Genomic DNA, 26,435 nt, shown 5'->3' on the forward strand with positions numbered 1-26,435 from the left:
TTGCAACCGCTTTAGCGAGGTACCTTAGCTCAGTTGGTAGAGCAAAGGACTGAAAATCCTTGTGTCCCTGGTTCGATTCCTGGAGGTACCACACAAGTAAAAGCCCTGAAATAATTTTCAGGGCTTTTTTATTTTATTTAATTTTATTAGGTTTCCAGTACTTCTTGGAGTGATCTTGTTCACCCAAGCACATACTTTTTAAATCCTCCATACTAAGATTAAAACTATTACCGTCAACTTGAGTATCGATACCTGGAATTTCAACAGATTCAGAAAACTGATGGAAAGTCCAGTTTACATCGCTAACTCTACCTTTCCCAGAATATGCTGCAATCCATAACGGATAATCTTCAATATATCCTTTTAAATGGGTGTCATAAAAATGCTTACCCGTATAAACCACAGGCTTGATACCATATTTAGCTTCGGCTAATTTCAACCAGTTTAAAACCCCTGCTCTCAATTTTTTATCACCAAATTTACTTGGCTCTTCAACATCTAGAATGGATGGAAAATCACCATCAACTAAAGTAACTGTTTCTGCAAAATTTTTAAATTGAGCATTGGAATCTTCATTCGGCCGATAATAGTGATAAGCCCCTCTAATAAAGCCATGCTCTTTAGCATCTGCCCAGTTTTTATGATAGCGGGTATCCTTACCGTCTTTACCCATAGTTGATCGAATAAACACAAACTCTATAGACTGATCAGCACCTTTAACTTCGTGCCACTTTATTTCACCTTGATAGTGGGAAATATCTATACCAAAAAGGTAGTGTGAATTTTCATTTCCAATATGCTCTAAGCTTTCAATTGCTTCGATTTGATCGGCTGTTCGCACAATCTGTTTGGATTGATTACTATTAACCTCCAAAGCTGTAATACCACCTATAATAATAGCTCCAATTAAAAGTGTAGAATAGATCAAACCGTAAGTTTTTTTAACTGCAACGTGCCTTTTCCCCAGCTTGTTCCCAGCCCTTAGCGTAACCAAGAACAGCAAAAAAACCACCATTAACACTATAAAAACCCACATTAAAAATTTAACAGGATCTTCGATACCCATTAAATCACTTATAAAAAGTTTCATTGTTTTATCATTTTACCTACAAACAAAATTAGTACACATGACTCTTCCTGATACCGACACACCGTGTCTTGGTTATATTTAACGATGTTCGATTATCACTACTAAAGTTATGAATAAAAACAATTCAAAATGATAAAATTTAAGTCTGATAATAAATATTTTTTACAACAAAAACGAGAAGGTATTAGCCCTGATTTCATGAGATATAGACAACAAAAAAGACCCCAACTAAAAAGTGTTTAGCCAAGGTCTTTTCATACTAACCAACCGATAAAAAAATAATATTATTTTAAGGTATTCATGTACTCCAAAAATTTTGTAATGAACTGTATTAAACAAAAAAAGAGATGGTATTAAGAGCCCATAAAATTTGATTTATTACGTTGATTTTACCCAAAATCTTCCCAATGAAGCTTTAGTTAGAAATACACCAAAAGGGTCTATATCACATCAAGTATTTTTTTTAAGACGACCTCTTATTCAAAGTTTCCAGAACTTTGAAGCTAAAAATTGAGCTGAATACTACCCATATTTTGTTGCTTCAAATTCGTTTTAATTTGTTTTTTTAATTCAACTTAAACATTTTCAGTCATATAAGCCTGGTAATCTTTTGCTAAATCTGTTTTCTGTTTTTCGGTAAACACCTTTCCTGCCAATTGAAAAAAAGCATGCCCTTCATCTTCTAAATGATGTTCTACCTTATGCTTTAAGTCTTTTGCTATTTTTAACCAAACCGACGAATCATAGTCTGTTTCCTCTAAAGCTTCAATTAACTCGTCAATTTCATGATGCTCTGCAATACCGTGTCTGGCTTTTTCCTGCATTTTATCACTGCTCATTAGGGGTTTATAGAAATGACGTTCTTCGGCATTGGCATGCATATCCAATTCATGTTTCAGCTGTTTAAATAGGACATCTCTAGCCTCGGTATCGCCAGAAGTAGCCACTAAACGCTCCAATAAATTTCGTTAGGTATCGTGATCTTTTCTTAAGGCTTCAAATATGGTTATCATGTTTTTTAAGTTTTAATGTATTGAAAAATTGTTTTTAAATTCAGAGGAAATTAGAGCGCTTCTTATCTAGCTATAATTAAGCGCCTTAAATACAGTTCACCTATTTATTATTTTTTTAAGTAAAAGCACAAGTCCATACTGCCCTCCCAAACGAAGTACCGTATGCAACCAGTGTTCTATTTTAAAATCATTAGTGTCCGATAAAAGATTTAAAAAGCGGGATTTCCAAGATAGGATTTCCCGCTTATTTTGTATCTTGAAGTTATCACACATCCAAGATATGAATAAAAGTAAAAACTTTAGCGGACAACCCATAATCAAACAGGTATTAAATTTCATTTTGCCCAAAGATGTTCATCGGACAGCCAAAAAGCACAACAGCGATCGCTATACCAAAAAGTTTACCACCTATGAGCATTTGGCCACTATGGTATTTACCGTGATCAGTGGCTGTAGCTCACTTCGTGAGGTTTCCAGTATTATGCTTGCCTGCGAGGGAAAGATCAACCATCTAGGACTCACGGACTTTCCAAAACGCAGTACCTTGTCAGATGCTAACAGGAGAAGAAGCTCTGAAGTATTTGCCGATATTTATCATTTACTCTACAAACGTTACCATCGCTTTTTATCGGACAGCAGACCCTTAGAACCTGCAGTGAAGAACCTTAAAATCGTTGATTCCTCGACCATCCCCCTATTTAGCGACATTCTTAAAGGTGTAGGAAGGAACCCGCTCAACGGCAAAAAGAAAGGAGGTATCAAGATGCATACTATGATAAACGCCATGGAAGACGTTCCTTGTCTGATTAAGTTTTCAAGCGCGGCCACGCACGACCACACCTTTTTAAAAGACCTGGAACTCAAGAAGGGCTCTTATGTGGTTTTTGACAAAGGGTATGTGGATTATGAGCAATACCAAAAATGGACACTGGAAGATGTTTACTTTGTGACTCGGCAAAAGGACAATGCTCGCTATACAAGCCTTGAAGAGTTTGATATCTCCAATAAAGTGGACGATGCTGTCTTAAAGGACGAAAAAATAGGGCTTACGGACAAAAACGGCAATGCTTTTTCCCTGAGGAGAATCGCTTTTTGGCACGAAAAGCACCAAAAAGTTTATGAGTTCATCACTAATAATTATGATCTTGATGCAGACAAAATAGCCGACATCTATAAAAATAGGTGGCAGATTGAGACGATGTTCAAGCGGCTTAAACAGAACTTTCCGCTAAAGTATTTTTTGGGAGACAATCAAAATGCCATCGAAATACAAATCTGGGTCAGTTTGATAATCCAGCTCATTATGCTTGTGATCCAAAGAAAAGCCCAAAGAAACTGGGCTTATTCCAATATGATGTCCGTCATACGATACCATTTGATGACATATATCGATTTGTTCAAATTCCTGAAAAACCCAGAAGCTAATTGGGAAGAGATTACAACCAAAAACATTGGGCAATTAAGCCTTTTTGACCCATAAGGAGGTTCTGTTTTCAAAATAAAGAGTGCGATCAATAAAAAAGGCCAACACCAAAGCTTTTTTAGCTAATTCTGTTTTTTATCGGACAACAATATTTTAAAATCTTCTTTATAGTCTTCCTTTAAACCTTTAATTTCCTCCCATGCAATAGCACGCTGTAATTTTAAAATTTTCAATTCCTGCTCCACCTGTTTCATATCCCTATATTGTTTCATCTATAAAGTTTTAAAAATTAATTTCATTTTAGTGATTAACAATTGTTTTAGGTTTAATCAAAGAAAAACTCAGATAACTTGCGAACAACCAAGCGGTTGATCACCCGTCTTGATAAATAAGCCAAGATTGACAGCACCATAAAAATTAAGGCCACAATAATAAATCCTAAGGGATAGCTCTGGATGGCCTCACCTATATATAAGGCCAAACTTACAGCACTAAGTATGGTGAAAACCCCGAAAAAACACCCTATAAATAGTACTTTAAGCATCAAACTAACTGAAATAGAAAAATGCTTAAAAAATTTTAACGGTAGTATTCGTATGAGGTTTCAGCATAACGCTCCCCAAAGTTTAAAGCCTTATTATTGGTTTCATTTATAGCGTCGATCAACCCCATATACTACGATATTTTTTGCAACTTCTTACTCTTAGCTTTCAACTCATTAAGTTTCTTTTCTAAAGTACCTATCACGTCGTCTGCTTTATGAGTAACGTCTGAAACAATGGCATCTACCTGCTCTTCTAAAGTGTGCGTTTTAGTAGTAGCATTGGTCATTACCCGATCTTTTAAATCTATAGTCGTTTTAGCAATAACGTCTTTTGCTGCTGCCAATTCGGCTTCAAGTTTAGCTTTTGCAGAAACAGCTTCATCAGCTATCATTTGTCTTGTTTTACTTCCTTTATAAGGTGCAAATAAGACACCTACAGCTGCACCTTCTAAGGCTCCTGTAATAATTCCTAAGGCTGTACTTTCATTATTATTCATATTCATAAAATTTAAAGGTTAATATTAATTATTACTCTTGTTACGATTACAAATTTAAACACAACACTAACGCTTTATTAACGCAATACAACAGAATATGAGCTGCTTTGAAAATATTTAAAAGCGTTCATTTTTTTAATTATATCGTTAAACTACACCTGCATAAATACCTATATTTAGACTTAAATTTTGAAAAGAAATTCCAGATGAGTAAAACCGTTACAACTACAAACCCTTATACCAACAAAAAAATTAAGTCTTACGATTATTTTTCTGAGCAAACCATAGCCGATATTTTAAAACAAGCTGATGACAGGTTTCATCAATGGAAAACCGTAAAGCTTTCGAAAAAAGCACGGTTATTAAATAAGGTGGCCGATCATTTATGGGAGCATAGAAATAAATACGCTAAACTGATTACCACAGAGATGGGTAAACCCATTACTGAAAGCCAGGCTGAAATTGAAAAATGCATTTTATTATGTGCATTTTATGCTAAAAACGCCGAAAATTTATTGGCCGACGAGCTTATTAAAACCGAAGCGCAAGAAAGTTTTATTTCTTACGATCCGCTTGGCGTTATTTTAGGGATTATGCCTTGGAACTACCCGTTTTGGCAAGCCTTTAGATTTGCTCTTCCAACCCTAACAGCTGGAAACACCGCCATTTTAAAACACGCTTCTAATGTTACCGGTTGCGCTTTAGTAATTCAGGATATTTTTGAAGAAGCAGGCTATCCTAAAGGCTGTTTTACTACGGTTTTAGCTAATCATGATACTATAGAAAACCTCCTTAAAAATGACATTATAAAAGCCGTCTCGCTTACCGGAAGTGAAGCTGCTGGCCGAAAAATTGCCGAAATCGCCGGTTCTCAACTTAAAAAACTCGTTTTAGAATTAGGCGGAAATAATGCCTGCGTGGTTTTAAATGATGCCAATTTAGATAAACACCTAGACACCATGGTTAATGCCCGAATGCAAAATGCAGGACAAAGCTGCATCGCGGCAAAACGATTTATTGTTGAAAGTGGTATTTACGATGCTTTTATTGAAAAGTTCACAGGAAAAATTAAAACCATAAAACATGGCGATCCGCTGCTAGACACCACCCAAATAAGCACTTTAGCTAAAGCTGATTTTGCCGACACACTTGAAGACCAAATAATAAGATCGGTTAAAATGGGTGCCAAAGTTCATTTTGGAAACCAACGCAATGGCGCTTATTACCAACCTACCATAATTACAGAAGTCACCGCAGATATGCCTATTTTTAAGGAAGAGACCTTTGGTCCTGTAGCAGCAGTTATTAAAGCTGACAACCAAGAATCAGCTTACGAGATGGTTAGCGACTCCAGTTTTGGATTAGGCACTATGGTTTTTACCGAAAATATTAAGAAGGCTAAGAAAAACATCATCCACATTGAAGATGGTGCCTTTTTCATTAATGAAATGGTTAAATCGGACCCTAGACTGCCTTTTGGGGGCACAAAAAATTCTGGTTACGGACGCGAACTTTCAAAAGAAGGTCTTTTGGCGTTTACCAATAAAAAAACAGTTTACATTAAATAACATTAGCGTCCGATAAAAATTAAAAATGTTTTTCTTAAGATTTTATATTATTGTTTTTTAACAACTTACATTTTTTATCTTTCAGTTTTTGAAAAATAGGCTATCAAAACAGAGTCAATTGCTCCGTTTGGTTTCTTTCGATAATCCAATCTTTTTCAGGGTTTTCCAAAAATCTCATCAGGTTGATATAATTGAAAAGGTGGATTTCACAAAAGCTGACCAAATTTAAAAAAGCCCACTTTCGCTTTAATTTCTTTTGAATTACGGTCATTAAAAGATTGACGATCAAAACGCAGTAAATCTGTATCTTGATGGCATTTTCGTTATCTCCCAAGAAATACTTCAACGGAAAATTTTGTTTAAGCTATTTGAACAACAATTCTATTTGCCATCTTATTTTGTATAAAGCAGCAATCAGATCAGCCCTTAGGTCGAACAAATTGGTTAAAAATTCAAACTCACCAATAGCGTCCTAAACGATTAAAAAAGAGAAAGGAAATTTTGTTCCGCAAAGTTACCTTTGTGGTGCACCACAAAAAAACCTTTCTCAGATGATAAATATAACGCTGTTTTCTCAAATAATCACAAAATTAGAAAAGTCAAGGTTCAATAAATTAGTCAGGTTTCATAACACAGATAAACATCAAAAAGGATTTGACAGTTGGTCTCACTTAGTATCGATGTTGTTTTGTCAATTTGCGAACAGTCAATCTGTTAGAGATATCAGCAACGGATTGCGTTCAGCAACAGGAAACCTGAATCATTTAGGCATGTTAGCAGCGCCTTCAAAATCTACTATAAGCTACCAAAATAAACATCGAAGCTGGGAGCTTTTCAGAGACTACTATTATGTATTATTAGAGAGTTTAGGACAGCAAGCAGGAATGAAGCGTACTAATTTCAAAATAAAGTCCAAAATATTTTTATTAGATGCAACCGTGATAAGTCTTTGTTTAAGTTTGTTTGATTGGGCAAAATACAAGACTAAAAAAGGAGCTGTAAAAATGCACACCTTGCTTGATTATGATGGTCATTTACCAGCTTATGTAAATATTACAGATGGCAAAACAGCGGATAATAAAGGGGCTTACGACATCCCGCTTTTAAAAGGAAGTGTTATTGTTGCTGATCGGTTTTACAACGATTTTGATTTACTAAAGATTTGGGACAGCAACGGAGTCAATTTTGTAGTCAGACATAAAGACAATATTCAATTTAAATCAGTCAAAGAGTTAGAATTGCCAGAAAACAGGCATCAACACGTTCTAAAAGATGAAATCATTGAATTAACAGGCGCTAAGACAAAAGAGAAATATCCCAAAAGACTTCGCAGGGTTGCCTTGTGGGATGATAAAAATGGACAAACTATTGAGGTTATTACCAATCAGAAGTCTTGGACAGCAAACACTATTACGGAGCTTTATAAGGCTAGATGGGAAGTGGAAATATTTTTTAGAGACATCAAACAGCAATTACACATCAAGTCTTTCATTGGAACTAGTCAAAATGCGGTTATGATACAGATCTGGACGGCATTAATTACCATTCTCATTTTAAAAGCGCTAAAAACACAAGCAAAGCATCCTTGGTATTTATCTAATTTAGTAGCCTTTATTAGATTAAATCTTTTTGTGAAAGTAAATTTACATAAATGGCTAGATAATCCGTTTGCAAAAGAACAACCACCACCCAATAAGCACATACAAGGGGTTCTTTTTTGAAAATTCAAAAATATAAACTATTAAACTAGTAAAATGGTTGGATTTATCCTATCTAAAATTTATTTAGGACAGGATTGCAAACTCACGTTTATTTAAACGGTCATAAAAGGTTACTTTTCGCAATTTCAAGGGAGCTGTTTCTTTTGCTTTCTTAACATCGATCTCAATAATTTCATCTTTTAAAACTCCGTTATGAATTGACTCTTCAATATTCAGATTTTCGATTTTTCTATAGGATGTATTATTCTTTATCCGGGTTACAAACCCTGTTTTTTCAGTAGTGAAGTACTCGAAAGCCTTGTAATCATTATACCCTTTATCAAAAACATAGATCGTATTTTCATCACATTCTAGTTTCTCCAGGAATTTATGGTCGTGTGTTTTGGCTTCGCTGAACCAAACCAAACTTGGCACAATCTCATTGGCATTAACGACCGTATGGACTTTAATCCCGCCTTTATTTTTTCCATTTTTTGGATTCCTACCAACACATTCCATAATGTTTTTAAACAGGCTGATGGTAGAACTGTCAAAAATCTTAACTTGTTTTTTGATAACGTCTTTTATTGGGCTGTCCAACAAATAATCGCCATATTGTTTGAGCAATTGATGATAAATATTTTCAAAAACCAAAACATCTCTTCTTTTATTTGCGTCAGATAAAGTACTTCTTTTAGGAATATGATTTAACTAAAAACTGCTCGTTTTTCCTTACAAACCAAGCATTGCTCCTGATATTTATCTAAGCGAAGTACACTTTGAAAACGAACAAAAAAGCATACTTATCAAATGATCTTTGGTCGTAAATCGCTTAGTATAACAGTCTGAATCACATTTTTTAACTTCTTTTCTTATCATCGAATCATCAATTAAAGAAATCAGCTGTCCGAAAACAGATTTGCTGGAAAAATAGGTGCTTTTGCTCATAGTAGTTTGTTGTGTCGCAACTCCAAACTTACTAAAAATAAGAGTGCCTTTTTTAGGCTACTCTTTTATCGGACAACATTGATTTTAAAAGACTATTTATAATATTACCCAGCATTATATTCACTACGAATTCTCACTTATTTTAGCCTTAGCATTTGGCTGAATACCTAAACCGTAGCGGTTGGCATATACATAAGTAAATTCAGCGCCAAAAAACAAAATCAGACAAGAATAGGACACCCATAGTAAAATTAACACGATAGTTCCTGCTGCACCATAAGTCGATCCTGGATTAGCCGTCCCTAAATACACACCAAGAATAAACTCCCCAAAAACAAAAAGTATAGCCGTTATGAGTCCGCCAATCCAAACAGTTTTCCATCTAATCTTCGCGTCTGGTAAATACTGAAACAACAGAGCAAACAAGACGGTTATAACACTAATAGACAAAACCGCATCCAATACAAAAGCGATATACACAATAAAATCGGGCAAAAAACTTTGGATATAATTATTTAATGAAGAAATCGCTGTGGTGATTAAAAAACTAATCAGTAACAAAAACCCAATCACTAATATAAAAGCGAAACTTCGTGTACGATCGAGAAGCATCTTCGTGAAACCAGAATCTTTATCTGGAACAATATTCCATATTTGATTTAGTGAGAGTTGCAAATGGTAAAAAACACCCGTTGCACCAAACAATAGCGACCCAATACCTGCAAGTGTTGCGGCAGTACTTTTTTCTTTGTTTTGCGTTTCAACCATCATGGTTTTAATAGCATCGGCAACATCATGACCTAAGGCACTCGAAATTTCTTGTGTAAGCTTTCCTTGCACAATATCAGCACCCCAAAAATAACCAACCGTATTAACAATAATCACTAAAAGACCAGGAAGCGAGAGCACAGCATAATAAGCCACCACAGCACTTAATCGGAAGGGATCATCGGCGGTCCATGCTTTATAGGTATCTACTATAAGGGATGGAAAATGTTTTAATTTAAATTTTTCAGAAGTATTATTAGGCATCATAAATCACTATATAATTTTATTTTCATTCAGACTGCGAGGGTAACTAAAAATCAGTTCCCTTCAAAAGGAAGCTTCAACTTTTTCTTAGAATTAAGCCTATAACCAATAGATATTTTAGCTTTGGTATTGCTGAACAAATAGTCTAAACCGTGGTCTAAACCACTGGTATAAATACCGCTACCATAAACAAGAGTAACATAAAAACGCTTATAAACATAACCAATTCCGGCGTTATAGTCCAACTTATAGATTAGCGGATTTGAAACGGTGTGTTTATCTTCTTCAGTAAAAGACCGTTTATGCATCAAACCAATCCCTGGAATCAAATTTAGGGTGGTAAAAAAATTAGCAGGAAGCACAAAAACAGATAACACGCCTGCCGAAACCCCGACTCCAACACCTTTAAACTCCCTTAAATACGCATCACTATCAAAAAAATTACGATCAGGAATAAGCGCATTGTTTGCCGAAAAATTATCATAAACCATAAAACCACCTACACCATAAGAGATGTAGTGCTTTTTTTCAGCTTTCATAAGCCCTGCTCTTAAGGTGGATGTAGAAAAAGAAATTTCATCAAAAGTATGCAGATAATTAACCCCCATTGAAAAGGAGATAATATTATCACTAAAAAACTCAGGTTCTCCAAAGTTATTACTCACCTTAAAACCTTTATAATGCTGAATATACATACCTACCAGATGATTAGTTCCAACGATAATAGCACCTTGTAGGTCCAAGCGCTTGGTAGGGTTTTCTTCAAGCCCCTTTAAATTAAAAGCAACATCCAAAATCAGCTTACTCGTCCCTAAGCCTACACCAACTCCAGCCCTATTATTAGGCTTAAAAGACAATTTATTATCGCCATTTCTAAGATTAAAACTTTGCCCTTTATAATTGGTAAACAACCGGATAGACCAATTTTTCAAATCTCTATCAATAAGCAAAGTATCTATCATCTGTTTGGCACTTAAAGAATCTAACTTCCTTTTCTGTGCATAAGAAAAAGGCATAAAAGTTAATAAACATAGTATGACAAAAAACGGCTTGAGCATAAAGTTTGACGTTGCTTTTAAAAATTGTAATGAAATTAATATTAATTTTTCTGGTTAAGAAATAAAATATGGGCTCTTTTAATCGGGTTTTGCATTATTATTAACTCAAAAAATCATTTTTAAAATCCAAATGCACTCCATATTCACAGCTGAAATCGCACAATTGAGCATGTTGATTTTATATTTTCCTTTATAAAATTGTATTTTTAGCCGCAAAAAGCATTGAATCCCTAAAAAAAACATCAATTATGAATAAAAAACTGGTCACCTTTGGAGAAGTCATGATGCGTTTATCGCCTCCTGGATATTTAAAATTTTCACAAGCCAACTCTTTCGAATTGGTTTACGGTGGTGGTGAAGCAAACGTAGCTATATCATGTGCTTACCTAGGCATGAAAGCGGCCCATATGACACGTTTTCCAGATAATGCCTTAGGGCGTGCGGCGACGCAGTTTTTACGAAAAAACTGGTTAAGCAGTGATCAAATTATATATGGTGATGACAAACTAGGCATGTATTTCTTAGAAAAAGGTGCCGTGCATAGACCTAGCGTGGTTGTTTATGAAAGAGAAGGCTCGGCATTTTCTAAAATACAACCAGGCATGGTCGATTGGGAGGACGTTTTAAAAGACGCCGATTGGTTTCACTGGACCGGCATTACCCCTGCCATTTCTGAAGGTGCAGCTCTATGCTGCCTGGAAGCTATAAAAACGGCTAACAAAATGGGCATCATGGTTTCTGGCGATATTAATTCGCGAAAAAACATGTGGAAATATGGAAAAACCATGCAGGAAATCATGCCTAAACTGGTAAAACATTGTGATATTGTTATTACCAGTCCGCGTGGTATTAATGAAATGTTCGGTCTAGGAGAAATTGGCGGAAAGCTTAAAAATTCGGCTCAAGAACTCATGGAAGCCTTTCCTAGAATTAAAAAAGTTGTGGGTAAAAAACGAAAATCGATTAGCGCATCCGAGCAGGAAATACAAGGTAGAATGTGGACAGGCACCGAATACATTAAAACAGAAACCTTAAACATATCCCATGTTATTGATCGTGTTGGTACAGGAGATGCCTTTGCCGCCGGACTCATCTATGGCTTACTTCATTATGATACCGATATTGAAGCCTTAGACTTTGCCACCGCTGCATGTGCCTTAAAACATACGGTTATTGGAGATGTTAATATGGTCTCGTTAGAAAACATAAAAAGTTTAATGGGCGGTGATACCTCTGGAGCGTTGAAACGATAGTAAAATCATCCTCTTTAGCTAAGGAAGCCAGACGTATGTCAGATAAAAACATGGCCTACTCCATATTAGAACTCGCTATAGTATCCAAAGGCAGCTCTTTAGCTGAAACTTTCGAGCATGCCTTGGCTTTACTCAAACTGCCGAAAAAGAAGAATACAAACGCTTTTGGCTCGCCGAGCACCATAATTCTGATGCCATTGGCAGTAGCGCGACGTCTATTTTAATCGGTAAAATTGCTGAAGGGACGCAACACATACGTGTTGGTTCTGGAGGTATTATGTTGCCCAATCACTCGCCATTAATCATTGCTGAGCAATTTGGCACCTTGGGTATTTTGTATCCAAATCGCATTGACTTAGGCTTGGGGCGCGCCCCAGGAACAGACAGAGAAACGGCTAGTGCCATTCGGTCTGATTTTTATCAAGCGGCTCAATCATTTCCTGAAGAAGTTCAAAAATTACAAGACTATTTTTCGCCTTATAGCGCGTCTAAAAATGTACGCGCCAATGTTGCCGAAGGCATTAACATTCCGCTTTATATTTTAGGTTCTAGTCATGACAGTGCACATTTAGCAGCAAAAAAAGGCCTGCCTTATGCCTTCGCTAATCACTTTGCTACACCCCTACTTCATAGTGCCCTTGATGTTTATCGTAAAGAATTTAAGCCTTCAGAAGCTTTAAAACACCCTATACCCTTGCTGGGGTTAACATTATAATCGCCGATACCGATGAAGCCGCCGAACGTATTTCGACGTCACTCTATAAAATGATTATCAATTTAATTACAGGAAAACGTGATTATATGCAACCACCTTCTGAAATGACCGAAGAGCTTCGCAGTATGAGTAATCACCCTTCTGTTCAACAAATGCTTAAGTACACTTTTATTGGAAGTAAAGCTACTGTTAAAAATAAAGTAAAAGCCTTTATTGAAGAAACACAAATAGACGAACTAATTGCTGTTTCTCATATTTATGATCATCAAGACCGCATAAAATCTTATGTTTTCTTTGCTGAAATCATGAAAGAATTGAATATTATAGCTTAGTATAGGCTTGCAGTTCATTTTTAAAAAATTAAAACAACATTACGAAATTACAGGAAGATAGCCTTTTCTAAACACAAACCATAAAATGTCCTAAAAGCAAAAAACACCGATAATCTTTTTAAGACTATCAGTGCTTTTTTTGTCGGGGTGGCAGGATTCGAACCTGCGACCTCCGCGTCCCAAACGCGGCGCGATAACCGGGCTACGCTACACCCCGAATCATTGGTTATCTCTAACGGGATGCAAATATACTCTTTTTATTTGTTTCACAAATGTTTTTTATATTTTATTTGCTGTTTTGATTTCAGCCTAAAGCTCCAACTTTTTTAAACACGGTTACGATCAAATTCTCGCAAAATAATTTAGTAAATTGCTTAACCTAGAACCGCACAAAATAGTCAACATGAAAAAGCAGCATATCACGCTCTTATTTACTCTACTACTCACGCTCACCGCATGTTCCCAGCAAAAAGAGTCGATAGCTGCAACCACCTCCCATTACAATTATAAAACCGAATTGATTGTCCCAGATTTAGACATCCCATGGGGCATGACTTTTCTTCCCGATGGCAGCATGCTCATCACCGAAAAATCGGGTGAACTCATTCATTTTAAAGATAACACAAAACATAAAGTTTCAGGGGTACCAGAAATTTATGTGCGTGGCCAAGGCGGACTTTTAGACATTCAATTACATCCCAATTACAAGGAAACCGATTGGATTTATTTCTCTTACGCTTCCGCGGAAGGCGAAGGTGATGGAGGAAACACCGCCATTATGAGAGCCCATTTCGACTCTGGCAACCATAAATTATTCGGAAACGAACGCATATATAAAGCGGAACCCAATACCAGAAAAGGTCAGCACTGGGGTTCCCGAATCGCTTTCGACGACGACAGCTATCTGTACTTTTCAATTGGCGAACGTGGCCAACGCGATGTAAACCCCCAAGACATCACTAAAGATGGTGGCAAAATTTACCGTCTTCATGACGACGGACGCATCCCTTCAGACAATCCTTTCATAAATTCCAAACAAGCCAAAACCGCCATTTATAGTTACGGGCATCGCAATCCGCAAGGTCTTATAAAAAACCCTTTAACTGGAGAACTCTGGTCTCACGAACACGGTCCACAAGGGGGAGACGAAATTAATATCATTAAAAAAGGCAAAAATTACGGCTGGCCGGTTATTTCATACGGTATTAATTATGGTGGCACCTCTTTTACCGAGCTCACTCATAAAGACGGCATGAAACAACCTCTTTTTTATTGGACGCCATCTATTGCTCCTAGCGGTATGACCGTGGTAACGTCAAACAAATACCCCGAATGGAAAAACCACCTGCTAGTTGGATCTTTAAAATTTAGCTATTTAGAACTCTTAACTTTAAAAGACCAAAAAGTGATAAAACGTGAAAAATTATTTGAAGACATCGGACGATTACGCCATGTCGTACAAGCTCCAGATGGTTACATTTATATAGCAGTAGAAGGTCAAGGTATTTATAAAATCATTCCTGAAAAAAAATAATCATACGTATGAAAACCATTCTAATAAGCATTTTAACTTTTTCTACTTTTTTAACGGTGCATCTTACAAGCCAAGATCCGTTGGAAGTGAGTATCCAACGCGGAGAAGTGATATACGAAGACTTCTGTGTTACGTGCCACCTACCTCATGGTCAAGGTATTCAAAACACCTATCCGCCACTAGCAAAATCTGATTTTCTTATGGAAAATAGAAAAGCGAGTATTCACCTACTAAAATACGGCATCAATAAGGAAATTATAGTCAATGGCGTAACCTATAATGGTAATATGCCCGCTATGGAATTAGACGATGATGAGATTGCCGATGTTATGAACTACATAACCAATACCTGGAGTAATACCAATTCTAAAATGATTACCGAAACCGAAGTTGAATCTATTAAAAAGTAAACATTTGCCCAATTTCATTTTTACATTTGAACGGATTTAACCTTTTTGCGCTTAAGGGAAAATTAGACATTTTTTGACTATTTGAACGTTTTTTTGAGTTCCATAGCTGAGCTACGGAAAGAAAAAAAGATAAAAAACAGGTGAAAAAGGGCCATTTTTTTAACAAATGGAAAAAGTTTCAATCAGTACTTTAACTAACTTTGCAAACTAGGGAACAAAACTAAAAATTATGCTTTTAATAGGAATTGCTGGTGGCACCGGTTGCGGAAAAACAACGGTTGTCAATAAAATACTTAACGAACTTCCCGATGGCGAGGTAGGCGTTATTTCTCAGGATTCTTACTATAAAGATACCACACATTTAAGTTATGACGAGCGTGTTAGCATCAATTTTGACCACCCGCGCTCTATCGATTTTGACCTGCTCACCAGACACCTCAAAGATTTAAAAGATAACAAAGTCATTGAGCAGCCCATGTATTCCTTTGTGAAACACAACAGAACAGGCGACACCATTTTAACACACCCCAGAAAGGTGATGATTGTAGAAGGTATTTTAATTCTAACCAATCCAGAATTAAGAGATTTATGCGATATTAAAATTTATGTGCACGCCGATAGTGACGAACGCCTAATACGCCGATTAAAACGCGATATTGCCGAGCGTGGTCGTGATCTCGACGAGGTTTTAACACGATACCAAAACACCCTAAAACCCATGCATACCCAATTTATAGAACCCACTAAGGAGCATGCCGATATTATAATACCAAACAACAAACACAACATCGTGGCTGTAGATATCATTAAAAACATTATTGCCCAAAAATTGTAGAATGAAATTCAAAAAAAACAAATATTTAAAACCTTTTAAAAATGTTTACCTCCTTATTGGAGCAGTATTCATTGTTTGGATGCTTTTTTTTGATGCCAATTCATGGATCATCCACAGTGAATTAAACGAGGAAATTAACGACCTAGAAAACGAAAAGGAGTACTACAAAAAAGAAATTATTAAAGATAAAAAAGTCCTAAAAGAATTAGAAACAGCCAATGGTTTAGAAAAGTTTGCTCGCGAAAAGTATTATATGAAATACGATAACGAAGAAATTTATATCATTGAATACGAAGACAGTTTAAAAACCAATGCAGATGACTAAAGGGCTATTCAGTGAATTCGATCCTGTATCTTCCAAACAATGGAAACAAAAAATACAGTATGATTTAATGGGCGCCGACTATAACAGCGCACTCATTTGGAATTCCAATGAAGATATTGCCGTAAAACCCTTTTATCATGCTGATGATTTTAAGGATTTCCCTGAAATTTCAAATACTAAAGCCACCGCTTGGAAAATAGCGCAACATATTTTTGTTGCCGATGTTGAAAAATCGAATCTTCATGCCATTGATGTATTAAATCGAGGAGCTGATGTTATAACTTTTATAATCCCTTCAGAAAGCATTTCAGTTGAAAAGTTAATTGAAAATATCGATACAGAAACGACTACAATTCTTTTTCAACTTCAATTTCTTTCAGAATCTTACATTGAAAACCTGCTAAAAACATGTCCTAAGGCTAATATTGACAAAGACATTATCAATCGGCTAGCTGAAACAGGAAATTGGTTTGAAAACCTCCAATCAGACTTTCAGTCATTCAGAAAAATATCAACCAAAACCGCATCATTTTCAGTAGATGCGTCGCTTTATCAAAATGCGGGCGCTAACATGGTACAGCAACTGGCCTACGCTTTAGCGCATGCTCATGAATATCTAACTCACCTTGACAACCATGAGGTTGACTTAACAAATCACCAAGTCACATTCAAGGTGGCCATAGGGAGCAATTACTTTTTTGAAATCGCCAAACTTAAAGCACTACGCCTTCTTTGGGAAAGCCTCGCTTTAGAATACGGGATGCCAAGCACATGTAAAATTACAGCCACACCTACAAAACGTAATAAAACCATATACGAAGCCTACAATAATTTACTACGAAGCACTACAGAATGCATGAGTGCCATTTTGGGTGGCGCAGATACGATTTACAACCTACCCTATGACGATATTTTTAAAAAAACCAATGAATTTAGCGAACGTATTGCCAGAAATCAATTGCTTATTTTAAAACACGAAAGCTTTTTTAACGCGGTAAACAATCCCTCTGATGGCGCTTATTACGTAGAAAACCTGACTAATCAACTTGCTGAAAAAGCCTTAAACTTATTTAAAGACATCGAGAGAAATGGCGGCTTTTTAAAACAGCTAAAAGCAGGTACCATTCAAAGAAAAATTAAAGAAAGTGAACAAAAAGAAGTTCAGCAATTCAATCAAGGGGATCGTATTTTAATTGGCACCAATTTGCATCCAAACGCCGAGAACAAAATGAAAGATAACCTAGAACTTTATCCTTTCGTGAAAACTAATCCAAGAAAAACACTTATTGAACCTATAATAGCTAAACGCTTAGCAGCATTACAAGAACAAAAACGTTTAAAGAATGAAGATTAAAAACACCTTAAAACTGATATTTTTTACTTTTTTAATTAGCGTAACTTATGGATGTAAGCAAGAGGACAGCTTTAAAAATTATAAATACGACAAGCAACCCGACATCATCTCTTGCAAGAACATAAACACTAAATTATTAAAAGAAGCGGTTTATAGTTTTGAAGACGACATTTTAAAATACACTAAATTAGGCAATCCAAATAATGATTTAGCTCAGGCCTACAATCAAACCATTCGATCGGCAGTATATCGCCGACTAAGAGTTCAAGATATTGCTTCACCGCACAGTCTTGAAGTTTTAGAAGCCCTAAAAAAACAACCCAATTTATGGGCGAAAAGCAACGAAAAGACGCATTTAAATTATCAAAATGCAACAACCAAATGTATCGCGAATAATTTGAAGGATCGGAATTTAAAAACAACCTTTAATGCGCTTTTAAATACAAACAGTTTAACATCTAAATTGTTTGGAACGCCTTTAATGACAAAATACAGAAACGCTTTAAACGATAAGCATTTAGCCACATATATCGCTTTAGATTTGTTCTATGCCAAGCTGATAGATACCAATTTAGATCAAACACCAAATCAATAACAAAGACCTTGTAACAACGTCGTTTTGAGAAAAAACCTTCAACATATTACCTTAAATAAAAAAGCATCTAGCCATACGGCAAGCACTAACGATACTTTTAATACCCCGGAAGGCATTCCTCTAAAATCGCAATATACCAAGGCGGATGTTGAACCATTAGAATTAAATTTCGTCGCAGGCCTCTCCCCTTATCTTCGTGGGCCATACAGCACCATGTACGTTCATAAACCTTGGACTATCAGACAATACGCGGGGTTTTCGACAGCAGAAGAAAGCAATGCTTTTTACCTAAGAAATTTAAAAGCCGGGCAAAAAGGACTATCTGTAGCTTTCGATTTAGCGACGCACCGCGGTTACGACTCCAATCATGAAGGCGTTATTGGAGATGTTGGTAAAGCTGGCGTAGCCATTGACACCGTTGAAGATATGAAGCGGCTTTTTGATCAAATTCCTTTGGATAAAATATCGGTTTCTATGACTATGAATGGGGCTGTTTTACCCATTTTAGCCTTCTATATAGTAGCCGCTCAGGAGCAAGGCGTGGCTTTAAATGAGTTACAAGGCACCATTCAAAATGACATCCTAAAGGAATTTATGGTGCGTAACACGTATATCTATCCGCCAGAGCCTTCCATGAAAATCATTTCAGATATTTTTGAGTATACCAGTAAGCACATGCCTAAATTTAACAGCATTAGCATTTCAGGTTACCACATGCAAGAGACTGGTGCCACCTGCGATATCGAACTGGCTTACACCCTAGCCGATGGTTTAGAGTATGTAAGAACAGGCTTGGCTACTGGTATGAATATTGATGATTTCGCTCCGCGATTATCCTTCTTTTGGGGTATTGGGTTAAACCATTTTATGGAAATAGCCAAAATGCGAGCCGCAAGAATGTTATGGGCCAAATTGATGAAACCTTTCAACCCGAAAAACCCAAAATCACTCATGCTTCGTACGCACTGTCAGACTTCTGGTTGGAGTTTAACCGAACAAGACCCTTTTAATAATGTAACAAGAACCACGATTGAAGCGGCATCAGCGGTTTTTGGAGGCACCCAAAGTTTACATACCAATGCCTTGGATGAGGCCATGGCCTTACCCACCGATTTTTCAGCGAGAATAGCCAGAAACACCCAATTATTTCTTCAACAAGAAACACAAATCACCAAAACAGTCGATCCTTGGGCTGGCAGCTACTTTGTTGAAAAGCTAACCCATGATATTGCCGAAAAAGCTTGGCAACATATTGAAGAAATTGAAGCATTAGGCGGCATGACCAAGGCTATTGAAGCCGGAATTCCAAAAATTAGAATCCAAGAAGCCGCAGCAAAAAAACAAGCGCGCATCGATTCTCTTCAAGATATTATTGTTGGGGTAAACCAATACCAACCAAAAGTGGACACGCCTATTTCTACATTAGAAGTAGATAACCACATGGTTCGTGAGGCTCAAATTGAACGCTTAAAAAAAATAAAAGCTGAAAGAGATTCAGAAAAAGTAAAAACCGCCTTATCCCAATTAACGGAAGCTGCAAAATTTTCAATAAATTCGAAAAAACCGAATAATTCAAACTTACTCGCCTTAGCGATTGAAGCCAGTAAAGCTAGAGCCACTTTAGGTGAAATAAGCGACGCTTTAGAAAGCATTTTCGGTCGACATAAAGCAGAAACAAAATCATTTTCAGGCGTGTATATTAAAGCCATAAATAATGACGCATCTTTTTTAGAGGCACAAAAATTAGCCGACAAGTTCGCCGAACAGGACGGCAGACGACCGCGTATTATGATTGCTAAAATTGGTCAAGATGGTCATGATCGCGGCGCAAGAGTTGTTGCCACAGCTTACGCCGATATAGGTTTTGATGTAGATATTGGTCCCTTATTCCAAACTCCTGAAGAAGCTGCCAAACAAGCCGTAGAAAATGATGTGCACATTTTAGGCATTTCATCTTTAGCTGCTGGACACAAAACCTTGGTTCCACAAGTTATAGAAGCCTTAAAAAAATTTGATCGCGATGACATCATGGTTATTGTAGGTGGTGTGGTACCAAAACAGGACTACCCGTTTTTGTTTGAAGCTGGTACTGTGGCTGTTTTTGGACCGGGAACTAAAATTAGCGAAGCTGCCATAACTATTTTAAATATTTTAATTGATTAACTTTCAATTATTCAACAAAAGGCGCGAAATTCACTTACAATTTGTTAATAAGTTCAATTTTTATTCCTAATTAAATAATCGTATTTTTGGCGCTAATAAAACCAAATCACTTTATGGGTAAAATCATAGCGATCGCTAATCAAAAAGGAGGCGTAGGCAAAACAACGACTTCTATAAATTTAGCAGCTTCACTGGGCGTGCTTGAAAAAAAAGTATTATTAATTGATGCAGACCCACAGGCAAATGCCACGTCTGGAATTGGTATAGACGTAGAAACCGTCGAAATTGGAACCTATCAGCTTCTTGAGCATTCAAACATTGCGAAAGATGCCGTTGTAAAAACCGAAACGCCCAATTTAGACATTATACCCGCACACATTGATTTGGTAGCCATCGAAATCGAACTTGTCGATAAAGACCAGCGCGAATACATGTTAAAAAATGCGCTACAAAATATTAGAGAAGATTACGATTATATCTTGATTGATTGTGCGCCTTCTTTAGGTTTACTAACCTTAAATGCGCTTACTGCTGCAGATTCGGTTATTATTCCAATTCAGTGTGAGTACTTTGCGCTAGAAGGTTTAGGCAAACTTTTAAACACGATAAAAAGTGTTCAAAAAATACACAATTCAGAATTAGATATCGAAGGCCTTTTACTCACCATGTACGATGCCCGTTTACGTTTATCGAACCAGGTGGTGGAAGAAGTTCAAAAACATTTCAACGATATGGTTTTCCAAACCATCATTCAAAGAAATGTACGTTTAAGTGAAGCGCCTAGTTACGGTGAAAGTATCATTAATTATGACGCTGGCAGTAAAGGGGCTACGAATTACTTAAGTTTAGCAAAAGAAATTATCAATAAAAACTCTTAAAAATTATGGCTAAGGCAACAAAAAAACAGGCTTTAGGAAGAGGTTTATCTGCTCTTTTAAACGATCCTAGTAACGATATTCAATCGGCACAAGATAAAAATGCAGATAAAGTTGTTGGTAATATTGTGGAATTGGACATCGATTTTATTGAAGTTAACCCATTCCAGCCTAGAACCAATTTTAGTGAAGAATCCTTACGTGAATTAGCGTCTTCGATAAAAGAACTAGGCATTATTCAACCCATTACGGTTAGAAAATTAGATAGAAACGCCTACCAATTGGTATCTGGTGAACGTCGCTTTAGAGCTTCTAAATTATTAGGTTTAGAAACCATTCCTGCCTATGTAAGAATTGCAAACGACCAGGAATCTTTAGAAATGGCTTTAGTTGAAAATATTCAACGCCAAGATTTAGACCCCATCGAAATTGCCTTGTCATACCAACGTTTAATCGATGAGATTAACCTAACACAAGAGCAAATGAGTGAGCGTGTTGGAAAAAAACGTTCTACCATTGCCAACTATTTACGTCTTTTAAAATTAGACCCTATTATTCAAACGGGCATGCGCGATGGTTTTCTTTCCATGGGCCATGGTCGTGCGTTAATTACAGTTGAAGATCAAAACATACAACTCGATATTTACGAGAAAATTCTAGCCAATAAACTGTCTGTTCGAGAAACAGAACAATTGGTTCGAGATTATAATACTTCCGAACAGGCTGAAACACCTGCCGCAAAACCAGTCAACAAAGACGGCATGCCAGAATTTGTAAAAACTGGGGTTAAGGCCTTTTCAGAATACTTTGGACATAAAATTGACGTTAAAGTCTCCAGAAATGGTAAAGGAAAAATCACCATTCCGTTTCATTCAGAAGAAGATTTTAACCGCATTAAAAAATTAGTTCAAGGTGATTCCAAATAAATCTCTATTAGTTTGTGCTTTCTTTTTTTTGTGCTGTTTTGCAATATTACAAGCTCAGGAAGAAAAAAATACAGCTATAAAAGAACCTACTATAAAATCGGAAGTCCCTAAAATCATAGAGACCGATTCTATTGTAGAAATTAGAGACCCCATTAATCCCCTTGCTCCTGCTAAAGCCGCGTTTTATTCGGCCATACTTCCTGGTTTAGGACAAGCTTACAATAAAAAGTATTGGAAAATCCCTATCGTTTGGGGTGCCATTGGTACTGGGATATATTTTTATACCAGTAACAATAAAGAATACCACCGCTACCGCGACGCCTATAAAAGTAGGTTAGCAGGTTTTACGAACGATGAGTTTTATTATGACGGCAATGGTAATAAATTAACCACGCCAACAGTAACTGATGAAGGACTGGAACGCGGACAAAAATTTTACCGTCGTAACAAAGAAATATCACTTTTAGTAACCCTAGGATTATACGCTTTAAATATTATTGATGCTAACGTAGACGCACACCTTATGCAGTATAATATTGACGAAAACTTATCGTTAGCACCACATTATAAAATAAATGAATTTGATGCGTCTAGTAGCCTTGGACTTACCCTTAATTTTAATTTTTAATATGAAAAAGGCCCAAACACAACTATTTAAAAGGAGATGATTGAGGCCAATATGCATCCATTGTGATGCCTAACTAATACAATAACACATGAAAATAGCACTTTTAGGATACGGGAAAATGGGAAAAACAATTGAGCAAATAGCGATTAGTCGTGGGCATGAAATCGTTTTAACCATAGATAAAAACGACACCGATTACGATATTACAAAAGCCGATGTCGCGATAGATTTTAGTATCCCTAATGTAGCCTTTAATAATATTTCTAATTGTATAAGCCATAACGTTCCTGTGATTTCTGGAACTACAGGTTGGCTAGACCGATATGATGAAGCCGTAGCTTTATGTGAAGAAAAAAAGGGTGCTTTCATCTATGCTTCTAACTACAGCTTAGGCGTAAATATCTTTTTCGAACTCAATAAAACCTTAGCTAAGATGATGAGTTCTTTGAAGCAATATAATGTGTCTATGGAAGAAATTCATCATACTCAAAAGCTAGATGCCCCTAGCGGAACAGCTATTTCATTAGCTAACGATGTGATTGATCAAAACGGGAACTATAGCCAATGGAAACTCGATGAAGGCGACGAAACAACCATTCCTATTGTAGCAAAACGTATTGAAGATGTTCCAGGAACGCATACCGTAACTTACGAAAGTGAGGTCGATACTATAAACATAGAGCATGTGGCTCATACACGACAAGGTTTTGCTTTAGGCGCTGTGGTGGCTGCTGAATGGATTTTCGGGAAATCGGGAGTTTTCACAATGAAAGACGTGTTAAACATTAGTTAATCACTTCGCATTCTGTAACATAAAACAAGCGCAATCTACCTACATAAAATAAAAACATTTAGATTATGACATTAACACAGTGGTTTATTTTCATTTTAATTATTCAGGTTATTCACGGCTTAGGCACCTGGAAATTATACATTAAAGCAGGAAAACAAGCTTGGGAGGCTTTTGTACCTATTTACAATGGCATCATTTTAATGAAAATCATTAACCGACCTGTGTGGTGGGTTATTTTGTTGTTCTTACCTATTGTAAACCTTATTATGTTCCCGGTGATATGGGTAGAAACCGCTAGGAGTTTTGGTAAAAATCAAACGGCAGACACCTTATTAGCTGTCATTTCGCTAGGCTTTTACAACTACTATTTAAACTATGTTGCCGATGTTAACTATATAGAAAACCGTAGTCTAAATCCAAAAACGACATCAGGCGATTGGATTAGCTCGATTTTGTTTGCCATTGTTGCTGCTACTATAGTGCACACCTATATTATTCAACCATTTACCATTCCGTCGTCCTCTTTAGAGAAATCTTTATTGGTTGGTGACTTTCTTTTTGTTAGTAAATTTCACTACGGAGCTCGTGTCCCTATGACAACGGTAGCCGCTCCTATGGTTCATGATACCATTCCTGTTATTGGATCGAAATCGTATTTATTTGACGATCATTATGAAGACCGTAAAACGTCATTTAAAAATAAATTTCAGCTACCATATTTAAGATTTCCTGGTTTTGAAGATATTGAGCGTAACGACATTGTTGTGTTCAATCAACCAGCCGATACCCTGTTGGACATGAATAAATTTAAGCCAGACAGAAACTATTACAAGCCAATCGATAAAAAGACCAATTTGGTAAAACGTTGTGTTGGTGTAGCTGGAGACACTTTAGAAGTACGCAATGGATTTGTTTATATTAACGGGAAGAAAAATGAATTACCCGATCGTGCACACTTACAATTCAGTTATTTTGTACAACCTAAAACCAATCAGTTTAATCCGGCTTACTTAAAAGAACGCTACGATATCACCGATGGTTTTGGCATTATAAACCATGAAAACACCTATTATTTCTCTGCCATTTCCGATGAAGCTTTAGCGAAGTTTAAAAACAACCCGAATGTGGTTAGCATTACGCCTAACATTCAAGAAAAAGGCTTAAGAGACCCAAATATTTTCCCTCATGATCCTGCGTACAATTGGAATGTAGATTTTTTCGGTCCGCTTTACATTCCTGAGCAAGGCAAAAGCATCGCTATAACTGTAGAAAACTTACCACTTTACAAACGTGTTATCACAGAATACGAAGGGAACGATTTAAAAGTTCAAGGCAATCAGATTTTAATTAACGGTGAAGTGGCCACCAATTACACCTTCAAACAAAACTACTATTGGATGATGGGTGATAACCGCCATAACTCTATCGATGCTCGTGCTTGGGGCTTTGTGCCTTTCGATCACGTTGTAGGGAAACCCGTATTTATTTGGATGAGCTGGGACGGTGCTAAAGCTAGATGGGATCGTTTCTTTACAACCGTTAGCGGTGAAGGAAAAGCAACCTCGTTTTTAATTCCTTTCCTAATCTTACTTTTAGTTTGGTTCGGATTTAGCAAATGGAGAAATCATAAAAAATTAAATAGCTAAAATGACATTCAGTTATGATGTTGCATTGATTCAGCATCATAACTGTTTTTTTATAAGCCATGTCTGCACTTATTCATCCAACATATTTCCCAAGTATCGCACAATGCGTTGTCATGACGCGTACCGATCATGTTGTGTTTGAAACCGCCGATAATTTCTTAAAACAAACCTATAGGAATCGGGCGTACATTTATGGTGCAAATGGTAAACTCACCTTAAATATTCCCGTAATACACAGTCAAAAAAACCGTCAGCTTTATAAAGATGTTCGTATTTTTAATGAAGAAAACTGGCAAAGTCTCCATTGGAAATCCCTCTTATCAGCTTACCGTACTTCGCCCTTTTTTGAATATTATGAAGATGAGCTTCACCCCTTATTTACCACGAAATCGGAGTTCATTTTAGATCATAACTTCAAGTGTTTAGAGGTTATTTCAGACTGTTTACAACTCGATTTAAAAACGTCTAAAACAGAAGTTTACCATCCCGTTGAAGAGCAGCATGAGGACTTTCGGTTTTTAGTGCATGCTAAAAAAGAAACACCTCAAGAACTTGAAACATACACACAAGTATTTGCCGACAAACATGGTTTTATTCCTAACTTAAGTGTTTTAGATTTACTTTTTAATGAAGGTCCAAACGCATTAAATTATTTAGAATCACAGACTGTTATAACGCCTAAATGATTCAGCCTTTAATACATTACGGTTGTCATTTTTTTTTACCACTAGCCGTGGCACTCCTTTGCTATAAACCGCAATGGAAAACGGCGTATATCATCATGATTTGTGGGATGTTTATTGATTTAGATCACCTCTTAGCCACCCCTATTTTTGCACCAAATCGATGCAGCATTAATTTTCATCCGCTGCACTCCTATTATGCTATAGTCGTTTATGTGCTTTTACTTCTTCCGAAGAAAACCCGCTTAATAGGTTTGGGTTTGGTGATTCACATCATTTCTGATGCTGTTGATTGTACTTTAATGTAAAAAATATATCTGCTGAAACTAAAAATTGATACACAAAGATGCGCGGAGTTTCACAGAGACGCACAGAGCGAAAAGTATTAAATTCTAGAACTAGATTTTCACAACTGTAAACTCTAAACTGGGACTGCGACTGGGACTGGGACTGGGACTGTAAACTGTGACTAAAATTTACTCCTCCAAACTAAAA

At 36.5% G+C, this 26,435-nt stretch carries 27 protein-coding genes, 2 tRNA genes and 1 pseudogene; 21 read left to right on the forward strand and 9 right to left on the reverse strand.

Going from position 1 to position 26,435, the window contains the following annotated elements; translation table 11 throughout:
- The first annotated feature begins 18 nt into the window (after nt 1–18).
- A tRNA-Phe gene (locus tag C1A40_RS03210) sits at nt 19–91 on the forward strand.
- Between the two features lie 42 nt (nt 92–133).
- Here the strand turns inward: C1A40_RS03210 and C1A40_RS03215 are convergent.
- On the reverse strand, nt 134–1,090 hold the full coding sequence (locus tag C1A40_RS03215; protein ID WP_102994650.1) for a glycoside hydrolase family 25 protein: 957 nt from the start codon (nt 1,088–1,090) through the stop codon (nt 134–136).
- A gap of 575 nt (nt 1,091–1,665) precedes the next feature.
- A complete protein-coding gene (locus C1A40_RS03220; RefSeq protein ID WP_241910474.1) occupies nt 1,666–2,049 on the reverse strand; it encodes a hemerythrin domain-containing protein in 384 nt (127 codons plus the stop codon).
- A gap of 334 nt (nt 2,050–2,383) precedes the next feature.
- On the opposite strand from C1A40_RS03220, the gene C1A40_RS03225 reads away from it, so the two are divergent.
- A complete protein-coding gene (locus C1A40_RS03225) occupies nt 2,384–3,583 on the forward strand; it encodes an IS4 family transposase (RefSeq protein ID WP_102994338.1) in 1,200 nt (399 codons plus the stop codon).
- A gap of 65 nt (nt 3,584–3,648) precedes the next feature.
- Here the strand turns inward: C1A40_RS03225 and C1A40_RS18095 are convergent, their stop codons facing one another.
- A complete protein-coding gene (locus C1A40_RS18095) occupies nt 3,649–3,798 on the reverse strand; it encodes a hypothetical protein (RefSeq protein ID WP_158651261.1) in 150 nt (49 codons plus the stop codon).
- Between the two features lie 403 nt (nt 3,799–4,201).
- Nucleotides 4,202–4,567, reverse strand: coding sequence for a YtxH domain-containing protein (locus tag C1A40_RS03235; protein ID WP_102994652.1), 366 nt, complete (start codon nt 4,565–4,567; stop codon nt 4,202–4,204).
- A 206-nt stretch (nt 4,568–4,773) separates the two neighbouring features.
- On the opposite strand from C1A40_RS03235, the gene C1A40_RS03240 reads away from it, so the two are divergent.
- Together C1A40_RS03240 and C1A40_RS03250 are read left to right on the forward strand one after the other, a co-directional pair.
- Nucleotides 4,774–6,135 (forward strand): NAD-dependent succinate-semialdehyde dehydrogenase, encoded by a 1,362-nt coding sequence (locus tag C1A40_RS03240; protein WP_102994653.1) that lies wholly within the window; start codon nt 4,774–4,776, stop codon nt 6,133–6,135.
- Nucleotides 6,136–6,686: 551 nt separating this feature from the next.
- A complete protein-coding gene (locus C1A40_RS03250) occupies nt 6,687–7,856 on the forward strand; it encodes an IS4 family transposase (RefSeq protein ID WP_102994235.1) in 1,170 nt (389 codons plus the stop codon).
- Between the two features lie 63 nt (nt 7,857–7,919).
- Here the strand turns inward: C1A40_RS03250 and C1A40_RS03255 are convergent, their stop codons facing one another.
- The 4 genes from C1A40_RS03255 to C1A40_RS03265 all read right to left on the reverse strand — a co-directional run bounded on the left by C1A40_RS03255 (nt 7,920) and on the right by C1A40_RS03265 (nt 10,777).
- Nucleotides 7,920–8,489 (reverse strand): transposase, encoded by a 570-nt coding sequence (locus C1A40_RS03255; protein ID WP_241910475.1) that lies wholly within the window; start codon nt 8,487–8,489, stop codon nt 7,920–7,922.
- A 105-nt stretch (nt 8,490–8,594) separates the two neighbouring features.
- Nucleotides 8,595–8,783 (reverse strand): DUF4372 domain-containing protein, encoded by a 189-nt coding sequence (locus C1A40_RS18640; RefSeq protein WP_277871386.1) that lies wholly within the window; start codon nt 8,781–8,783, stop codon nt 8,595–8,597.
- 123 nt (nt 8,784–8,906) lie between these two features.
- Nucleotides 8,907–9,818, reverse strand: a complete 912-nt coding sequence (locus tag C1A40_RS03260) for a YihY/virulence factor BrkB family protein (RefSeq protein ID WP_241910476.1) — start codon at nt 9,816–9,818, stop codon at nt 8,907–8,909.
- Between the two features lie 50 nt (nt 9,819–9,868).
- Nucleotides 9,869–10,777, reverse strand: coding sequence for a DUF4421 family protein (locus C1A40_RS03265; RefSeq protein ID WP_241910477.1), 909 nt, complete (start codon nt 10,775–10,777; stop codon nt 9,869–9,871).
- 344 nt (nt 10,778–11,121) lie between these two features.
- Between C1A40_RS03265 and C1A40_RS03270 the strand changes: the two genes are divergently transcribed.
- The 3 genes and pseudogenes from C1A40_RS03270 to C1A40_RS18730 all read left to right on the forward strand — a co-directional run bounded on the left by C1A40_RS03270 (nt 11,122) and on the right by C1A40_RS18730 (nt 13,173).
- Nucleotides 11,122–12,126, forward strand: a complete 1,005-nt coding sequence (locus C1A40_RS03270; RefSeq protein WP_102994656.1) for a sugar kinase — start codon at nt 11,122–11,124, stop codon at nt 12,124–12,126.
- Nucleotides 12,127–12,295: 169 nt separating this feature from the next.
- Nucleotides 12,296–12,841, forward strand: a pseudogene (locus C1A40_RS18725) (MsnO8 family LLM class oxidoreductase); the annotation flags it as partial.
- Between the two features lie 50 nt (nt 12,842–12,891).
- Entirely contained in the window at nt 12,892–13,173 is a 282-nt protein-coding gene (locus C1A40_RS18730; protein ID WP_338418073.1) for an LLM class oxidoreductase, read from the forward strand.
- A 142-nt stretch (nt 13,174–13,315) separates the two neighbouring features.
- Here C1A40_RS18730 and C1A40_RS03280 read toward each other — a convergent pair.
- Nucleotides 13,316–13,390, reverse strand: a tRNA-Pro gene (locus C1A40_RS03280).
- Nucleotides 13,391–13,576: 186 nt separating this feature from the next.
- Here C1A40_RS03280 and C1A40_RS03285 point away from each other — a divergent pair.
- The 14 genes from C1A40_RS03285 to C1A40_RS03350 all read left to right on the forward strand — a co-directional run bounded on the left by C1A40_RS03285 (nt 13,577) and on the right by C1A40_RS03350 (nt 26,248).
- Complete coding sequence (locus tag C1A40_RS03285; protein ID WP_102994657.1) at nt 13,577–14,707, forward strand: PQQ-dependent sugar dehydrogenase; 1,131 nt, start codon at nt 13,577–13,579, stop codon at nt 14,705–14,707.
- A gap of 8 nt (nt 14,708–14,715) precedes the next feature.
- Nucleotides 14,716–15,117, forward strand: a complete 402-nt coding sequence (locus C1A40_RS03290; protein WP_102994658.1) for a c-type cytochrome — start codon at nt 14,716–14,718, stop codon at nt 15,115–15,117.
- Nucleotides 15,118–15,346: 229 nt separating this feature from the next.
- Complete coding sequence (gene udk / locus C1A40_RS03295) at nt 15,347–15,952, forward strand: uridine kinase (protein WP_102994659.1); 606 nt, start codon at nt 15,347–15,349, stop codon at nt 15,950–15,952.
- 1 nt (nt 15,953) lies between these two features.
- A complete protein-coding gene (locus C1A40_RS03300) occupies nt 15,954–16,277 on the forward strand; it encodes an FtsB family cell division protein (RefSeq protein WP_102994660.1) in 324 nt (107 codons plus the stop codon).
- Nucleotides 16,270–17,631 carry a methylmalonyl-CoA mutase subunit beta gene (locus tag C1A40_RS03305; RefSeq protein WP_102994661.1) on the forward strand — a complete coding sequence of 454 codons (1,362 nt, stop codon included), beginning with the start codon at nt 16,270–16,272 and terminating at the stop codon, nt 17,629–17,631. Before C1A40_RS03300 ends, C1A40_RS03305 begins: the two co-directional genes overlap by 8 nt.
- Nucleotides 17,621–18,226 carry a hypothetical protein gene (locus tag C1A40_RS03310; RefSeq protein WP_102994662.1) on the forward strand — a complete coding sequence of 202 codons (606 nt, stop codon included), beginning with the start codon at nt 17,621–17,623 and terminating at the stop codon, nt 18,224–18,226. The genes C1A40_RS03305 and C1A40_RS03310 overlap by 11 nt, the downstream gene beginning before the upstream one ends.
- Before the next feature lie 24 nt (nt 18,227–18,250).
- A complete protein-coding gene (gene scpA / locus C1A40_RS03315) occupies nt 18,251–20,389 on the forward strand; it encodes a methylmalonyl-CoA mutase (protein ID WP_102994663.1) in 2,139 nt (712 codons plus the stop codon).
- Between the two features lie 113 nt (nt 20,390–20,502).
- On the forward strand, nt 20,503–21,267 hold the full coding sequence (locus tag C1A40_RS03320) for a ParA family protein (RefSeq protein WP_102994664.1): 765 nt from the start codon (nt 20,503–20,505) through the stop codon (nt 21,265–21,267).
- Between the two features lie 5 nt (nt 21,268–21,272).
- Complete coding sequence (locus tag C1A40_RS03325; RefSeq protein WP_102994665.1) at nt 21,273–22,190, forward strand: ParB/RepB/Spo0J family partition protein; 918 nt, start codon at nt 21,273–21,275, stop codon at nt 22,188–22,190.
- Nucleotides 22,177–22,818, forward strand: a complete 642-nt coding sequence (locus tag C1A40_RS03330) for a DUF5683 domain-containing protein (RefSeq protein ID WP_422395600.1) — start codon at nt 22,177–22,179, stop codon at nt 22,816–22,818. Before C1A40_RS03325 ends, C1A40_RS03330 begins: the two co-directional genes overlap by 14 nt.
- An 88-nt stretch (nt 22,819–22,906) precedes the next feature.
- Complete coding sequence (dapB, locus tag C1A40_RS03335; protein ID WP_102994666.1) at nt 22,907–23,611, forward strand: 4-hydroxy-tetrahydrodipicolinate reductase; 705 nt, start codon at nt 22,907–22,909, stop codon at nt 23,609–23,611.
- Between the two features lie 65 nt (nt 23,612–23,676).
- On the forward strand, nt 23,677–25,257 hold the full coding sequence (gene lepB / locus C1A40_RS03340; RefSeq protein WP_102994667.1) for a signal peptidase I: 1,581 nt from the start codon (nt 23,677–23,679) through the stop codon (nt 25,255–25,257).
- 59 nt (nt 25,258–25,316) lie between these two features.
- Entirely contained in the window at nt 25,317–25,943 is a 627-nt protein-coding gene (locus tag C1A40_RS03345) for a WbqC family protein (protein WP_102994668.1), read from the forward strand.
- The gene (locus tag C1A40_RS03350) at nt 25,940–26,248 is read left to right on the forward strand and encodes a DUF6122 family protein (protein ID WP_102994669.1); all 309 of its coding nucleotides are present in this window, start codon (nt 25,940–25,942) and stop codon (nt 26,246–26,248) included. The genes C1A40_RS03345 and C1A40_RS03350 overlap by 4 nt, the downstream gene beginning before the upstream one ends.
- Nucleotides 26,249–26,435: the final 187 nt, after the last annotated feature.

The organism is Tamlana carrageenivorans (assembly GCF_002893765.1).
GTDB lineage: Bacteria > Bacteroidota > Bacteroidia > Flavobacteriales > Flavobacteriaceae > Pseudotamlana > Pseudotamlana carrageenivorans.

Excerpts from the sequence above, each read along its gene's own strand:
- C1A40_RS03310 (WP_102994662.1), top strand. The coding sequence starts at position 17,621 with ATGAAGATTAAAAACACCTTAAAACTGATATTTTTTACTTTTTTAATT.
- udk (WP_102994659.1), top strand. The coding sequence starts at position 15,347 with ATGCTTTTAATAGGAATTGCTGGTGGCACCGGTTGCGGAAAAACAACG.
- C1A40_RS03285 (WP_102994657.1), top strand. The coding sequence starts at position 13,577 with ATGAAAAAGCAGCATATCACGCTCTTATTTACTCTACTACTCACGCTC.
- C1A40_RS03260 (WP_241910476.1), bottom strand. The coding sequence starts at position 9,818 with ATGATGCCTAATAATACTTCTGAAAAATTTAAATTAAAACATTTTCCA.
- C1A40_RS03215 (WP_102994650.1), bottom strand. The coding sequence starts at position 1,090 with ATGAAACTTTTTATAAGTGATTTAATGGGTATCGAAGATCCTGTTAAA.
- C1A40_RS03225 (WP_102994338.1), top strand. The coding sequence starts at position 2,384 with ATGAATAAAAGTAAAAACTTTAGCGGACAACCCATAATCAAACAGGTA.
- C1A40_RS03320 (WP_102994664.1), top strand. The coding sequence starts at position 20,503 with ATGGGTAAAATCATAGCGATCGCTAATCAAAAAGGAGGCGTAGGCAAA.
- C1A40_RS03270 (WP_102994656.1), top strand. The coding sequence starts at position 11,122 with ATGAATAAAAAACTGGTCACCTTTGGAGAAGTCATGATGCGTTTATCG.
- C1A40_RS03345 (WP_102994668.1), top strand. The coding sequence starts at position 25,317 with ATGTCTGCACTTATTCATCCAACATATTTCCCAAGTATCGCACAATGC.
- lepB (WP_102994667.1), top strand. The coding sequence starts at position 23,677 with ATGACATTAACACAGTGGTTTATTTTCATTTTAATTATTCAGGTTATT.
- C1A40_RS03250 (WP_102994235.1), top strand. The coding sequence starts at position 6,687 with ATGATAAATATAACGCTGTTTTCTCAAATAATCACAAAATTAGAAAAG.
- C1A40_RS03290 (WP_102994658.1), top strand. The coding sequence starts at position 14,716 with ATGAAAACCATTCTAATAAGCATTTTAACTTTTTCTACTTTTTTAACG.
- C1A40_RS03305 (WP_102994661.1), top strand. The coding sequence starts at position 16,270 with ATGACTAAAGGGCTATTCAGTGAATTCGATCCTGTATCTTCCAAACAA.
- C1A40_RS18095 (WP_158651261.1), bottom strand. The coding sequence starts at position 3,798 with ATGAAACAATATAGGGATATGAAACAGGTGGAGCAGGAATTGAAAATT.
- C1A40_RS03350 (WP_102994669.1), top strand. The coding sequence starts at position 25,940 with ATGATTCAGCCTTTAATACATTACGGTTGTCATTTTTTTTTACCACTA.
- C1A40_RS03300 (WP_102994660.1), top strand. The coding sequence starts at position 15,954 with ATGAAATTCAAAAAAAACAAATATTTAAAACCTTTTAAAAATGTTTAC.
- C1A40_RS18640 (WP_277871386.1), bottom strand. The coding sequence starts at position 8,783 with ATGAGCAAAAGCACCTATTTTTCCAGCAAATCTGTTTTCGGACAGCTG.
- C1A40_RS03265 (WP_241910477.1), bottom strand. The coding sequence starts at position 10,777 with ATGATAGATACTTTGCTTATTGATAGAGATTTGAAAAATTGGTCTATC.
- dapB (WP_102994666.1), top strand. The coding sequence starts at position 22,907 with ATGAAAATAGCACTTTTAGGATACGGGAAAATGGGAAAAACAATTGAG.
- C1A40_RS18730 (WP_338418073.1), top strand. The coding sequence starts at position 12,892 with ATGATTATCAATTTAATTACAGGAAAACGTGATTATATGCAACCACCT.
- C1A40_RS03325 (WP_102994665.1), top strand. The coding sequence starts at position 21,273 with ATGGCTAAGGCAACAAAAAAACAGGCTTTAGGAAGAGGTTTATCTGCT.
- C1A40_RS03240 (WP_102994653.1), top strand. The coding sequence starts at position 4,774 with ATGAGTAAAACCGTTACAACTACAAACCCTTATACCAACAAAAAAATT.
- C1A40_RS03235 (WP_102994652.1), bottom strand. The coding sequence starts at position 4,567 with ATGAATAATAATGAAAGTACAGCCTTAGGAATTATTACAGGAGCCTTA.